The following is a 13,350-nucleotide window of genomic DNA, read 5'->3' as shown; positions in this document are numbered from 1 at the left end:
GGGGGCGCGCCGGCCCCCGGCCGCGGCCCCGCCCCCCCCCGGCCGCCCCGGCCCCGCCGCCGCGGCCCTGGAGCGAGCCCTTCGCATCGAGCCGGCGAACCCGGATCTCTGGGCGCGGCTCGCCGAGGTCCGGCTGGCCCAGGGCGAGCCGCGTCAGGCAGAGTCCTTCGCGCTCAAGGCCTTGGGCCTGTCGGCGCCCGGGGAGCACCTCTTCGCGGCGCGCTGCCAGCAACTGGTCGCGAAGGCCCGCCGAGCCCAGGGCGACGAGGCCGGCGCGCGGGCCGCCGAAGCTCGAGCCCGGGAGCTCGAGGCCCGCTGATCCGCCGGCCGGGAGACGTGGATCGGGCCTCCGGCCGCGCCGGGTTGTCGACATACGGCGTTTGAGAATCTCCCGGAGCCGTTTTGTTCCCCTTCGCCCCGCCTTGACTCCGATCGGCCGCGCCCGGTAGCCTTGGCCGCGCCCGAACCGGGGTCTTGAAGCGCCACGCGACGCCGCGCGCCCGGCCCGAACGGGCGCCCGGGGTCGGCGGGAGGGCAGGCCACACATGCGTTTCCTCAAGGATCTGAAGCTTCGCTGGAAGCTCCTGGCCATGGTGCTTCCCCTGGTGGTGGTGCCGGTGCTGCTCGTGGGCGTCGTCGTGGGGGCCATTGCCACCCGCCAGGCATACCGCGGCATCACCCAGACGAGCGCCGCCGACCTGGAGCACATGGCCCAGTTCAGCGTCGACCTCCTCCACGCCCACCACCAGCAGTTCCAGGTGTACAAACAGGACAAGAAGGCGATGGTGGAGAGCGATCTCGCCACCCTGGTGAACTTCGCCTACAACCTCATCGGGGCCGAGCACGAGCACTACCGGGCCGGCTCCGTGGGGCTGCCCGCGGCCCAGCGGGAAGCCCGCAGGGCCCTGCGGGCGGTGAACGTGGGGGAGACCGGCTACCTCTATGCCATGACCACCGGGGGAACGCTCACGATCCACCCGGCCCGGGAAGGCGACACCATCTACGACGAGCAGGACGAAGACGGGCGCTACTTCATCCGGGAGATGTGCGAAAGGGCGCCCGCGGCGGCCCCCGGCGAGGTGCTCACCATCGTCTATCCCTGGCGCAACGAGGTTCTGGGCGACGTCCACCCCCGGCGCAAGGTCGTGGCGTACCGCTACTTTCCCGAGTGGGACTGGATCCTCGCCGCCGGGAGCTACCTGGACGAGACCTATGAGGACGCCGCCTTCGAGCGCCGAGCCTTCCAGGACCTCAAGAACCGGATCGTCGAGAAGAGGGTGGGGGAAACCGGCTACATCTACGCCATGACCCGCGACGGGGTGTTGACCATCCACCCCTCGCGAGAGGGCCAGCGCATCTACGACGAGCGCGACGACGAAGGCCGGGCGTTCATCCGGGAGATGTGCGAGCAGGGGAGCGGGTGGGTGCGGTACCCCTGGAGGAATCCCGGGGATCCCGTGGCGCGCACGAAGATCGTGCGGTACGAGCACTTCGAGCCCTGGGACTGGATCGTGGCCGTCGGATCCTACGAAGACGAGTTCTACCGGGAGGCCAACGTGATCCGCGGCCGCATCCGGTGGACCGTGGGGCTCCTCTCCTTGGTGGTGGGCCTGGTGGCGGTGGTCTTCGTCTTCTGGGCCGCCAAGGTCTACACCGATCCCATCCAGCGCGTGATCCAGGCCGTGCGCCGGGTCAAGCGAGGCAAGCTCGACGAGAAGATCCCCGTGGACTCGGCCGACGAGCTCGGCGAGCTGGCGACCACCTTCAATCGCCTCACCGAGATCCTCAAGCGCAACCGGGAGATGGAGGACACCCTCGCCCAGCAGGGGAAGATGGCCTCCCTGGGGGTGCTGGCCTCGGGCGTGGCCCACGAGATCAACAACCCCCTCGGGGTCATCCTGGGCTACTCGGGGTACATCGAGAAGAAGCTCGACCCCGAGGACCCGAACCTCAAATACATCCAGGAGATCCGGCGCGAGAGCAACCGCTGCAAGAAGATCGTCCAGGATCTCCTGGGCTATGCCCGCGTGCCCCGGCCCGCGCTGCTGGATACCGACCTGAACGAGCTCCTGGGCCAGATTGCCGACTTTGCCGCCAACCACACCGACATGCAGGGCGTCACGGTGGTCAAGGAGCTCGATCCGTCCCTGCCCCACGTGCCCCTGGACCCCGATCAGGTGCGCCAGGTGGCGATCAATCTCATCCTCAACGCCGGAGCAGCCATGCCGAGCGGAGGGCGGCTCGTGCTGCGCACGGCCCAAACAGAGCCGGGCTTCGTGGAAGTGGTCTTCCAGGACACGGGCTCCGGCATTCCCCCCGAGCACCTGGAGAAGGTCTTCGAGCCGTTCTTTACCACCAAGGGGCGGGGCACGGGGCTGGGCCTGGCCATCAGCAAGCAGATTGTCGAGCAGCACCACGGAACGATCCGGGTGGAGAGTGCCGTGGGCCAGGGGACCACGGTCACCCTGAGCTTCCCCGTCTCCCCCGAGGCCTTTTGAGATGGGGGACGCCAAGCGCATCCTCGTCATCGACGACGAGGAAGCCCTGTGCCGGATGGTGGACGCCATCTTGAGCGACAGCGGCTACGAGGTCACCACCCGCACCCGCTCCACCGAGGCGGTGGAGGCGTTCGAGGCCGGCCGGTTCGACCTCCTCATCACCGACGTGAAGATGCCCGGCATGGACGGACTCGAGGTGCTCCAGCGGGTCAAGGCCGCCGATCCCTCGCTGCCCGTCATCGTCGTCACGGCCCATGCCACCGTGGAGATGTCCATCGCCGCCCTGCGCAAGGGGGCCTACGACATGCTCACCAAGCCCTTCGAGCCCGAAGAGCTCCTCTACCGGATCCGCAACGCGCTTCGCCAGAGCGAGCTCCTCGAGGAGAACCGCGGCCTCAAGGAAGAGCTGGCGGAGAAGTCGCGCTTCGGAAGCATCGTGGGCGACTCGCCTCGGCTCCTCGCGGTGCTGGAGACGGCGCGCAAGGTGGCGGCGCGCGACATACCGGTGCTGATTACCGGGGAGTCGGGCACGGGAAAGGAGCTGGTCGCCCAGGCGATCCACGCCCACTCTCCCCGGCGCACCGGCAAGTTCGTGGCCATCAACTGCGGCGCCCTGCCCCACACCCTCCTCGAGAGCGAGCTCTTCGGCAGCCGCAAGGGGGCGTACACCGGTGCCGACCGGGACCGGAAAGGGCTGCTGGAGACCGCGGACGGGGGGACCCTGTTCCTCGACGAGGTGGGCACCCTTCCCGCCGATGTGCAGAAGACCCTCCTGCGCTTCCTGCAAGAGCAGGAGTTCTACCGGGTGGGCGATACCCGGCCCACCCGGGTCAACGTGCGGGTGCTCTCGGCCACCAACGCGGATCTGGAGGCGGACGTGCGGGAGGGGAGGTTCCGGGAGGACCTCTTCTACCGCCTCAACGTGGTGAACCTGCACCTTCCCCCCCTGCGGGAACGCCCGGGCGACATTCCCCTGCTGATCGCCCACCTCCTCCGGGAGCTCAACGCCCGCTTCGATACCCGGGTCAAGGGTTTCACCCCCGACGCCATGGAGGCGGCCTCCCGCCACCCCTGGCCCGGCAACGTGCGGCAGCTGCGAAACGTCGTGGAGGCGTGCCTGGCGGTGAGCAGCGGGGAGTACGTGGATCTCCGTGTCCTGGCCCAGTTCACCGGCCGCGATCTGGCGGCCGGTGCGCCCGAAGAAGGGGCGGCGGGTGTCGAGGCCGCGGATTACGCCGCGGCTCTCGCCCGCTTCGAGGTGGCGTACCTGCGGCGGCTTCTGCGCGCCACCGGAGGAAGCGTGGAGGAAGCCGCGCGGCTCGCGGACATGAACATGGCGACCATCTACCGCAAGATCAAGAAGTACGGGCTGCGCAAGGAAGAGTGCGCCTGATCCCGCACCTGCCAGCGGTGCGCCGCCTCCCTTCGGGGGTCCTGGCGCCCCCCATTCCCACCCCGTTCGCGAAACTGCGAAACCTGCGAGCCGGCCGTCGCATTTCTGCAAAACCAGGTTCCCGAACTTCGTCGATTCCCTGAAACGCCTGTCGTAGCGATGGTTTGCGACGATAAGACGTCTCGAGGTGTCTCCCGGGGGCCTCGTTTGCGGCGTGCTCGTGCAAACCGGTATTTGCAATGCCGCGACAAACGGAGGAGCGTCGTCCCGCGAATCGGGGGAAAGGATCTCGTAAGTAGCTGGAAATACTATGAAAACTAAATGCAAAACGAAGTTTGCCAAAACGTGGCATCGGTGTTGCTAGGGAGAGGGCGAGCCGAAGGTACCGTCTGCCGCGGGGCGGGCGCAGACACGAAGCCGCGAGGCGTGACCATGGGAACGGGAGATCTCTGCCGGTTCTACGGCGCGAGGGAGTCCGGCTGTGGGGTGGGGGAGGACTACATCTCCACCTCCGACGTGGAAACCATCGTGCGCTACTGCACGGCCCGGTACGCGGACTGCTCCCGGTTCCAGGAGCTCGCGTCGAGAGTCGGTTCGCCGTTTCGCGTCTCTCCGGCGGGTGCCTCGTTGGGGAGGCCATGGCAACCGGCGCTTTGCGAAGCCGCTCCGCGGGGGAACGCCCCCCCCGCCCCAAGTTGCCGCATCACCGACCACAGAGGAGGAATCGACATGGCAGTGCCGACGAAGAACCGAGGCTGGAGCGTCGCCCTGGCGGGAACCGGCATCAACCTGGCCCTGGGAATCCTGTACACCTGGAGCATCTTCAAGGGGGCGATCGCCGCTTCCATCAGCGAAGGCGGTGCCTTTCGCTGGGATCTCGCCTCCCTCAACGACCCCTACGCGATGTGCTGCCTGGTCTTCTCGTTCGCGATGATCGTGGCCGGCAGGGTGCAGGACCGCTTTGGTCCCCGGCTCACCGCCCTGGTGGGGGGGCTCCTGGTGGGGGCCGGCTTCCTGTGGATCTCCCAGACCACGAGCTACCTGGCCTGGGTCCTGGGCTTCGGCGTGCTGGCGGGCCTGGGCATCGGGTTCGGCTACTCCGCAGCCACCCCTCCCGCCCTCAAGTGGTTCCCCCCGGCTCGCACGGGCCTCATCGCGGGCATCGTGGTGTCGGGGTTCGGTCTCGCGTCGGTGTACATCGCGCCGCTGGCCACCCTCCTGGTGGGCGCCTTCGGGGTCCAGACCTCCATGCTGATCTTCGGCGCCTCCTTCACGGTGGTCGTGGGCGGCCTGTCCCTGCTCCTGGTAAATCCGCCCCAGGGCTACCTCTTCGGTGAGGTCGCGAAGAAGAAGGACGCCGCCGTCAAGGCCGCCCCTTCCATCAAGGTGCGCGGCGACTACCGGCCCTCGGAGATGGTGAAGACCATCAACTTCTACATCCTGTGGGCGTGCTTCTTCATCGGCTCGGGCGCCGGCCTCATGGTGATCGGCAGCGTCGCCGGCATGGCCCAGCGGAGCCTCGGAACCCTGGCCTTCGTCGCCGTCGCGACCATGGCCATCGGCAACGCGGCCGGACGGATCGTTGCCGGGGTCGTGTCGGACCGCATCGGCCGCAGCCGCACCCTCCTCATCATGATGGCCGCCCAGGCCGCGCTCATGTTCGCCGCGATCCCCGCCATGCGCACCGGAAGTGCCGTCTACCTGGTGCTCCTGGCCACCTTCATCGGGTTCAACTACGGCACGAACCTGAGCCTGTTCCCCTCCTTCGCCAAGGACTTCTGGGGCCTGAAGAACTTCGGCGCCAACTACGGCGTGCTCTTTAGCGCCTGGGGCGTGAGCGGCTTCGTCATGGGCCGCATCTCCCAGATGCTGGCCGCGAAGACCGGCAGCTACGAGACCTCGTTTGTGCTGGCCGGGGTGCTCCTGCTGGCCGGCGCCGGCCTCGTGCTGACCCTGCGCGAGGGCAAGGCCTACCAGGAAGCCGAAGCCCTGGCCGAAGAGGCTGCCCAGACCGCCGAAGTCCTTGCCGGAGAGGCCCGGCCCGGCGTCGCCACCGCCGCCAACTGAGTTGCCCATGACCTTCGATCACCCCGAGGGATGAAACGGTAGGGCGGGCGGTTCCCGCGTAGCGGGGTTCGCCCGCCGGTTTGGCGGGGCAAGCCCCGCCCTACGGCTCTCCCGGAGCTGTCAAGGGTCAGCCGAATTTCTTTATAGTCCATTCCTCGGGCCTGCCCCGAGTGGAGGAGAGAGGGCCCCGCCGCGGCGGGGCCCTCGTGTTTCGAACGTGCTGCTCGGGAGGGGCGAGGCGGTCCCTCAGTCCATCAGCGCCGACCAGGTGGTGTTGACCTGGGCAATCGGCGGGGGAACGAGGTCGAGGTTGTTGAAGACTTCCAGCAGTATGTTTTCGCCCCCCGTCGCCGTGAGGAGGAGGGAGGAGTTGTCCGTGTCCACCTCCCCGGGGCTTCCCACGACGGTGCAGGCGGACAACTCCCCGAAGCTGGGAGGCGTGTTGGGGCGGCCGTCGAAGCTCAGGTAGGTGAGCGTGCCCGACGTGGGCACGGGCTCGGGCCCGAAACCCGGCTGGAAGGACAGGGGCACGTCCGGCCCCCAGTAGCTGCCGAGCTGCAGGATCTGGCCCCCCACGTTGCCGATGCCCCGGGGAGCCAGGGTGTAGGCCTCCGGACTCTCCCGTGAGAAGGTCTGCACGACGTCGAAGCACCCGAACTGCCCCAGCACTTCGCCGTTCAGGCTGAAGCGGACGACGTCGCTGCGGTTGGGTGCGCCGAAGGTGGCGGTGAAAGTGGCGCCGTCGGCGGTCGCGAGCGCCAGCCGGAAGCTCCCGGAGAATCCCTCCGTCGCGGGGGCACCGTCGAGGGTCCCTTCGCTCGTGATGTCCAGGGTCACGAGGGCAATGACGGCGGTGGGCAGTTCCACGGAGGTGAAACTGAAGGAGGCCGTCCCGCTGGTCAGAGTCCCCTCGTCGTCCATGTCGCAGTCGGTGAAGGCGAGGGTCGCGGCGTCCCCGGAAGAGAGGGCCGCGTCGTTGTCGCGGTCGTCCCAGGTGAGCTCCGCCGTCCCCGTGACGCACAGCCCCAGGTCCCCGATGGGAACCACGAGCGCCGCCTGTCGCGCCGGAGGCGGGCCCTCGATGATGGATCCCAGGACCATCATCGTCACCTCGGTGACGCCCGGGAAGATCTCCGTCATGGCAGCGCCGACTCCGGCGGCTTCGCTCATGTCGGCCTGGGTGAACCGAAATCCCTGGACCTCACCGTCCCCTCCTCCTCCTCCCCCCCCTCCGCACCCTGCCGACGCCAGCGCCAGCGCCAGGATCGAGCCAACCACAGCCACCACCTTCTTCGTGCACATTGCAGCCTCCTTTCCCCGGCCCGCTCGCAGGGTTTTCCCGCCACGTGGGACAGGCGGCCCAGAAGCGTTTGCGGCCGCAGATGGGTTTCATCATAGTCCTGGGGGGCCGAGCGAAAAGTAGCCGCTCGGATAATTCCGCTATCTGAGTGGAGAAAGGTTTGCCGAGAGGCAGGACAGGGGTCAGGCGTCCGCCACGAACTCCTCGCCGGGGCCGCCCCGGGCGGCGTCGCGGCCGGCCGCAAAGCCGGTCTCGAGGGCTTTCCGGTTGGCTTCCTCGGTGCCCTTGGGCACCCGGGAGAGGACGGCGGCCTCCAGGGCCGGGAGGCCCACGATGCCGGTGGCTCCGGCCACCACGCCCAGCGCCGCGATGTTGGCGAAGAGGTCGCGGCCCAGGACCTCGCGCACGAGGCGGGTGATGGGGACGGCGAGGGCCGCGGAGGTGGGGGGATTGGGGACCAGGTCGGCGTCGACGATGAGCGTCCCCTCGGCCTTGAGGTCGTGGAAGTACCGGTCGCAGGCCTCCTGGGTCATGGCGAGCAGCACGTCGAGGCGCTGGGCCTTGGGGTAGTGGATGGGCCCGTCCGAGATCACCACCTCGGCCTTGCTTGCCCCGCCCCGGGCCTCGGGCCCGTAGGACTGGGTCTGGGCCACGTGCTTGCCCTCGTGCAGGCCGGCTGCTTCGGCCAGGATCACCCCGGCGGTGATGAGGCCCTGGCCCCCGGATCCCGCCAGTCGGATGTCGGTCCGCATGGGCTCTCCTCCCTCACCTCGGCTCGTCGCCGGCCTTGTCGGTGCGGTCCACCTCGGCCCGCTCGGGTTGCTTGGGCCGGGCGGCCTCCCGGAGCCTTGCGTACTGCTCCCCGTACTCCGGCGCCTGGCGTTCGACCAGCACACCGGTGACGATCTTTCCGGCGAGCTCTTCGGCGGACAGGGTGGCTGCCTTCGCCACGGGCACGGCGAGCTCCTTCTGGGCGCGCACCATCTCCACCGGGCCGCCGAGGCGGTTGCGGCGGCCGTAGCAGGTGGGGCACCCGGCGATGACCTCCACTACCGCGAAGCCCTTGTGGGCGAAGGCCTTCTGGAGCAGGCTCTCGATCTCGCGCACGTGGTAGGTGGTGGTGCGGGCCACGAAGGTGGCGCCCGCGGCGGCGGCAAGCTGCCCCAGGTCGAAGGGCTGGTCCAGGGTGCCGAGCATGGCGGTGGTGGCCCGGGCTCCCTGGGGCGTGGTGGGGCTCTGCTGGCCGCCGGTCATGCCGTAGATGAAGTTGTTCACGACCACGGCGGTCATGTCGATGTTGCGGCGGCAGGCGTGGATGAAGTGGTTGCCCCCGATTCCCAGAGCGTCGCCGTCTCCCATCACCACCACCACGTTGAGCCGGGGGCGGGCGAGCTTGACGCCGGTGGCGAAGGTGAGTGCCCGGCCGTGGGCGGTGTGCAGGGTGTTGAAGTCCACGTACACCGGGGCCCGGCTCGAGCAGCCGATGCCGCTGGCCATCATCACGTCGTCCTTCTTCCAGCCCATGCCGTGGATCGCCCGAAGGAGCGCCCCGAGCACGATGCCGTTGCCGCACCCGGGGCACCAGATGTGGGGGAACTTCTTGGCGTGGCGCAGGTACTCGTGCATCACCTGCCGGTTGGAGAGCTCCATCAGCGCACCTCCCGCAGGGCCTTGGCGATCTCCTGGGGGGTGATGGCCTCGCCGTCGACCTTGGAGAGCTTGTGCACCTCGCACCGCCCCCGGGCCACCCGCAGCACCTCCCGGTACACCTGCCCCCGGTTCATCTCGCACACCAGGAGCGCGCGCACCCCCTCGGCGCCCAAAATCCGCTCGAAGGCCGCTCGGGGAAAGGGCCACAGGGTCTGGAGCCGCAGGAGCCCCACCCTGTGTCCCTCGGCCCGGGCGGCCTCCACCGCCTCCCGGGCGCTACGGGCCACCGAGCCGTAGGCGACCACGGCGGCGGTGGCGTCTTCGAGCCCCACGGCCTCGGTGAGGCAAATCTCCCGGAAGCCCCGCTCGATCTTCTTGAAGAGGCGGTCGGTGCCCGCCAGGATCTCGGTGCGTTTCTGGGTGGGAAACCCCATGCGGTCGTGGACGAGCCCGGTCACGTGGTAGCGGTACCCGTCGCCGAAGGCGGCCATGGGCGGTACGCCCGTGTTGGTCTCCTCGTAGGGCGCGTACCACTCGGGGGGCACGCTCGGGCGGATGCGCTCCAGGCGCTCGACGGCCTCGGGGGCGGGCAGGCGCACCTTCTCCCGCATGTGACCCACCACCTCGTCCAGGAGGAGGATCACGGGGTTCCGGTACTTCTCGGCCAGGTTGAAGGCCCGCACGGTCATGTCGAAGGCCTCCCGGACCCCCGAGGCCGTGAGCACGATGATGGGGTGGTCGCCGTGGGTTCCCCAGCGGGCCTGCATCACGTCGCCCTGGCTGGGGCTCGTGGGAAGACCCGTGGAGGGCCCGGCGCGCATCACGTTGACGATCACCGTGGGGATCTCGGCGATGCACCCGTAGCCGATGAGCTCCTGCATGAGGCTGAAGCCGGGGCCCGAGGTGGCGGTCATGGTCTTGGCCCCCGCCAGGCTCGCCCCCAGGCAGGCTCCCAAGCTCGCGATCTCGTCTTCCATCTGGATGAAGGTTCCGTCCAGGGCGGGAAGGCGCACGGAGAGCGCCTCGGCGATCTCGGTGGAGGGCGTGATGGGATAGCCCGCGTAGAAGCGGCACCCGGCGGCGATCGCCCCTTCCACCACTGCCTCGTTGCCCTGGAGGAGGAGCTCCCGGGCGGCGTCGCGGCTCATGGCGTCTCCTCCGCACCCTCTTGGGGGGCCACCGAGATGGCGAAGTCGGGGCACCGCAGCTCGCACATGCGGCACAGGATGCAGTCCTGGGGCCGGGCGGCGCAGGGGCTCCCGTCGGGGCCCGGCTCCAGCACGTTCTTGGGGCAGAAGGCCATGCAGATGCCGCACCGCTTGCACCAGGCGGGGTACACGGTAATGGGATTCTCGCCCGGGGCGACCTTGGGCTTGCGGGCCCGGGGGGCTGACTTGGCGCTCATGGCCGTGACTTCCTCTCCCTCGGTCTCTTGCGCAGCGGGTCAACCAGAGCCTTCTAGGCGAGGCGGCTGCGGGTGTCAAGGACCGGAAAGGCCCGTGATCCACCACCTGAGTGGCAAGCGGGGTCGGGGGGCCCTTCCGCTCCGCCGCGCAGTCCGCGGCCTCCAGAGGGCATCTCCCCGAGGGAATCGGTGCGCCGAGCTTCACCGGGTTGCACCGGGTGCCGTCGATCGGTCGATGCGGCGCGCGGCTGCGCTACAGGGCCCCCCGACCCCGCCCCAAAGTTTGATGGTGGATCCTGGAAGCCCCGGTGCGGCCCCCTTGCCACCGCCCGGTCCGGGGCTATAGTGGCACCCGGCCGCCCCACGGGCCTCCCCTGGACCGGGTCTCCCCCCGGAGGAAGATGGCATCATGGCGATTCGCATCGGCATCTCCGGCTTCGGCCGCATCGGGAGAAACCTGTTTCGGCTCGGGTACCGGGAGCCGGACCTGGAGTTCGTGGCCGTCAGCGACGTGGCCGATCTGGAATCCCTGGCCTACTTGCTCAGCCACGGCACCATCGAGGGAACGTTCCCGGAGGAGGTGCGGGTGGAGGGGAACCACCTCTCGGCAGGGCCGCAGCGGGTGCGCTACCTGCAAGAGTCCACCCCGGGGGTCATCCCCTGGGACGTGTTCGGGGTGGACGTGGTGCTCGAGTGCACGGGCCGGTTCCGCCGCCGGGAGGAGCTCGAGCGCCATCTCGCGGCCGGGGCCCGCAAGGTGCTGCTCTCCACCCCGGCCCTGGACCCCATCGACCGCACCATCATCAACGGCGTGAACGACGCCGACCTGCGGCCCGAGGACCGGATCGTCTCCAACGGCTCGAGCTCCAGCCACGCCCTGGGACTGGCGCTCAAGATCCTCCACGACGCCGCCGGGGTCGAGTGGGCGTTCATGACCACCGTGCACGCGGTGACCGGGGATCAGCAGCTCAGCGATACGGCCAAGCCGAGCCCTCGCTGGAGCCGCAGCGCCGCCAAGAACATCATTCCCAACCCCACCTGGGCGCCCGGCGCCGTGGAGGCCATGATCCCGGCGCTCCGGGGGCGCGTGAAGGGGGTTTCCCTCAACGTTCCGGTAATGGTGGGGTCCAACATCGATCTTGTGACCCTGCTGGCGAAGCCGCTCTCGGCCGAGGAGGTGAACGCCATCCTGGGACAGGCGGCGCAAGGGGCCTACCGCGGCCTCGCCGACTACACCGAGGACCCCATCGTCTCGAGTGACGTGAAGGGAAACCTCGCCTCCGCGGTCTTCGACGCCTCGGCCACCCTGGGGATGGGCCCCGGAATGGTGAAGACCCTTACCTGGTTCGACAACGGCTGGGCCTACGCCGCCCGCATGCTGGAGCTGGCCCGCCGCATGGCCCAGCCCGGGTTCGGAGGTTAATGCCATGCGCATCGCGATCAACGGGTTCGGCCGCATCGGGCGAAGCGTCTTTCGGCTCCTGGAGGCCCGGGACGAGATGGAGGTGGTGGCCGTCAACGACCTGGCCGACGTGCAGGCCCTGGCCTATCTGCTGCGCCACGACACCATCATGGGGGCCTTCCCCGGCAACGTGACGGTGGAGGGCGACGTGCTCCGCAGCCCCCGCCAGACGGTGCGCATGCTCTCCCTGCGAAACCCCGGGGAGCTGCCCTGGAAGGAGCTGGGGATCGACTACGTGATCGAGGCCACCGGGGTCTTCCGCAAGCGGGAGCAGCTCCAGGCGCACCTGGACGCCGGGGCAGGGCGGGTCGTGCTCACGGTGCCGGCCAAGGACGAGATCGACGCCACGGTCGTCATCGGGGTCAACGAGGACCAGCTGCGCCCGGAGCACCGGATCGTCTCCAACGCCTCCTGCACCACCAACTGCCTCGCTCCCCTGGCGGCGGTGCTCGACCGGGAGTTCGGGATTGAGCGGGGGCTCATGACCACGGTGCACGCCTACACCAACGACCAGCGCCTGGCCGACGTGCCCCATTCGGACTGGCGCCGCAGCCGCGCCGCGGCGGAGAACACCATCCCCACCACCACCGGGGCGGCCCGGGCCGTGGGCAAGGTGCTCCCCCACCTCAAGGGCAGGCTCGACGGCATGGCCATGCGGGTTCCGGTGCCGGACGGGTCCATCGTGGACCTGGTGGTGCTGCTGCGGGAAATCGTGTCGGTGCAGAAGATCAACGACGCGGTGCGCGCCGCGGCCGAGACCGACCGGCTGCGCGGGGTGCTGCGCTACAGCGAAGCCCCCCTGGTCTCGAGCGACATCATCGGGGACCCCCACTCCTCGATCTTCGACGCCCCCCTGACCCAGACCATCGGCGAGCACGCGGCCAAGGTCCTGTCCTGGTACGACAACGAGTGGGGCTACTCGAACCGGGTGGTGGACCTGATCCGGGTCCTGGAAGGCCTGCGGGCGTAGCCGGGGGGGGAGGCCTCCAACCCCCCCCGACCCCCGACCCCCGACCCCCGACCCCCGACCCCCGATGGCCTCTGGGGGCCCTCCGGCGCCAGCTCCCCCTGGGTCTCTCCCCCTCTTCCCGAACTTTTTTTCGCTCCGGTCTTGACGCCCGGTGGGCAGGTGGTTACCTTGCGCCTCCGTTAGCACTCCGGGGAGACGAGTGCCAGCCATCGCGAAACCAACCCCACGAACCACTGGGAAAAAGGAGGCAAGCGAGATGAAGATCCGACCCCTGCAGGACCGCGTCATCGTGAAGCGACTCGAGGAGGAGCAGAAGACCGCCGGCGGAATCATCATCCCCGACACGGCCAAGGAGAAGCCCCAGAAGGGCGAGATCGTCGCCGCCGGCCCCGGCAAGCGCAACGAGGACGGCAAGGTCCAGCCCCTCGACATCAAGGCGGGCGACAAGGTGCTCTTCTCCAAGTACGCGGGCACCGAGATCAAGGTGGAGGGCGAAGAGCTCCTCATCATGCGCGAAGACGACATCATGGGCGTGATCGAGGGCTAAGGCCCCGCGCCGCCACCCCACCCAAGACCCACCCCTTCAAAGGAGGAATACGAAATGG

12 protein-coding genes are annotated in these 13,350 nt (G+C 69.2%); 7 read left to right on the top strand and 5 right to left on the bottom strand.

The window, feature by feature from the left end; genetic code table 11:
* The 4 genes from AB1578_16375 to AB1578_16360 form a co-directional block, all read left to right on the top strand.
* The coding region (locus AB1578_16375) for a tetratricopeptide repeat protein (protein MEW6489479.1) at nucleotides 1–319 on the top strand (319 nt) is incomplete at its 5' end.
* A gap of 226 nt (nucleotides 320–545) precedes the next feature.
* Nucleotides 546–2,498 carry a cache domain-containing protein gene (locus AB1578_16370; protein MEW6489478.1) on the top strand — a complete coding sequence of 651 codons (1,953 nt, stop codon included), beginning with the start codon at nucleotides 546–548 and terminating at the stop codon, nucleotides 2,496–2,498.
* Nucleotide 2,499: 1 nt separating this feature from the next.
* Nucleotides 2,500–3,891 carry a sigma-54 dependent transcriptional regulator gene (locus AB1578_16365; protein MEW6489477.1) on the top strand — a complete coding sequence of 464 codons (1,392 nt, stop codon included), beginning with the start codon at nucleotides 2,500–2,502 and terminating at the stop codon, nucleotides 3,889–3,891.
* A gap of 729 nt (nucleotides 3,892–4,620) precedes the next feature.
* The gene (locus tag AB1578_16360; protein ID MEW6489476.1) at nucleotides 4,621–5,958 is read left to right on the top strand and encodes an OFA family MFS transporter; all 1,338 of its coding nucleotides are present in this window, start codon (nucleotides 4,621–4,623) and stop codon (nucleotides 5,956–5,958) included.
* 246 nt (nucleotides 5,959–6,204) lie between these two features.
* Here the strand turns inward: AB1578_16360 and AB1578_16355 are convergent, their stop codons facing one another.
* The 5 genes from AB1578_16355 to AB1578_16335 form a co-directional block, all read right to left on the bottom strand.
* Entirely contained in the window at nucleotides 6,205–7,260 is a 1,056-nt protein-coding gene (locus tag AB1578_16355; protein MEW6489475.1) for a hypothetical protein, read from the bottom strand.
* 180 nt (nucleotides 7,261–7,440) lie between these two features.
* Entirely contained in the window at nucleotides 7,441–8,010 is a 570-nt protein-coding gene (locus AB1578_16350; protein MEW6489474.1) for a 2-oxoacid:acceptor oxidoreductase family protein, read from the bottom strand.
* A 13-nt stretch (nucleotides 8,011–8,023) separates the two neighbouring features.
* Entirely contained in the window at nucleotides 8,024–8,908 is an 885-nt protein-coding gene (locus AB1578_16345; protein ID MEW6489473.1) for a 2-oxoacid:ferredoxin oxidoreductase subunit beta, read from the bottom strand.
* Nucleotides 8,908–10,056: a 2-oxoacid:acceptor oxidoreductase subunit alpha gene (locus tag AB1578_16340; GenBank protein MEW6489472.1), complete on the bottom strand. Its 1,149-nt coding sequence runs from the start codon at nucleotides 10,054–10,056 to the stop codon at nucleotides 8,908–8,910. Before AB1578_16340 ends, AB1578_16345 begins: the two co-directional genes overlap by 1 nt.
* Entirely contained in the window at nucleotides 10,053–10,313 is a 261-nt protein-coding gene (locus tag AB1578_16335; GenBank protein MEW6489471.1) for a 4Fe-4S binding protein, read from the bottom strand. Before AB1578_16335 ends, AB1578_16340 begins: the two co-directional genes overlap by 4 nt.
* Before the next feature lie 409 nt (nucleotides 10,314–10,722).
* On the opposite strand from AB1578_16335, the gene AB1578_16330 reads away from it, so the two are divergent.
* From AB1578_16330 to groES, 3 genes are all read left to right on the top strand, one after another.
* Nucleotides 10,723–11,736 (top strand): glyceraldehyde 3-phosphate dehydrogenase NAD-binding domain-containing protein, encoded by a 1,014-nt coding sequence (locus AB1578_16330; GenBank protein MEW6489470.1) that lies wholly within the window; start codon nucleotides 10,723–10,725, stop codon nucleotides 11,734–11,736.
* 4 nt (nucleotides 11,737–11,740) lie between these two features.
* On the top strand, nucleotides 11,741–12,745 hold the full coding sequence (gene gap, locus AB1578_16325; protein ID MEW6489469.1) for a type I glyceraldehyde-3-phosphate dehydrogenase: 1,005 nt from the start codon (nucleotides 11,741–11,743) through the stop codon (nucleotides 12,743–12,745).
* A gap of 256 nt (nucleotides 12,746–13,001) precedes the next feature.
* Nucleotides 13,002–13,292, top strand: a complete 291-nt coding sequence (gene groES / locus AB1578_16320) for a co-chaperone GroES (protein ID MEW6489468.1) — start codon at nucleotides 13,002–13,004, stop codon at nucleotides 13,290–13,292.
* Nucleotides 13,293–13,350: the final 58 nt, after the last annotated feature.

The organism is Thermodesulfobacteriota bacterium (assembly GCA_040756475.1).
GTDB lineage: Bacteria > Desulfobacterota > Deferrisomatia > Deferrisomatales > JACRMM01 > JBFLZB01.
The sequence above is the reverse complement of the archived record's forward strand: the minus strand, read 5'-3'. Positions and strand labels throughout refer to the sequence as shown.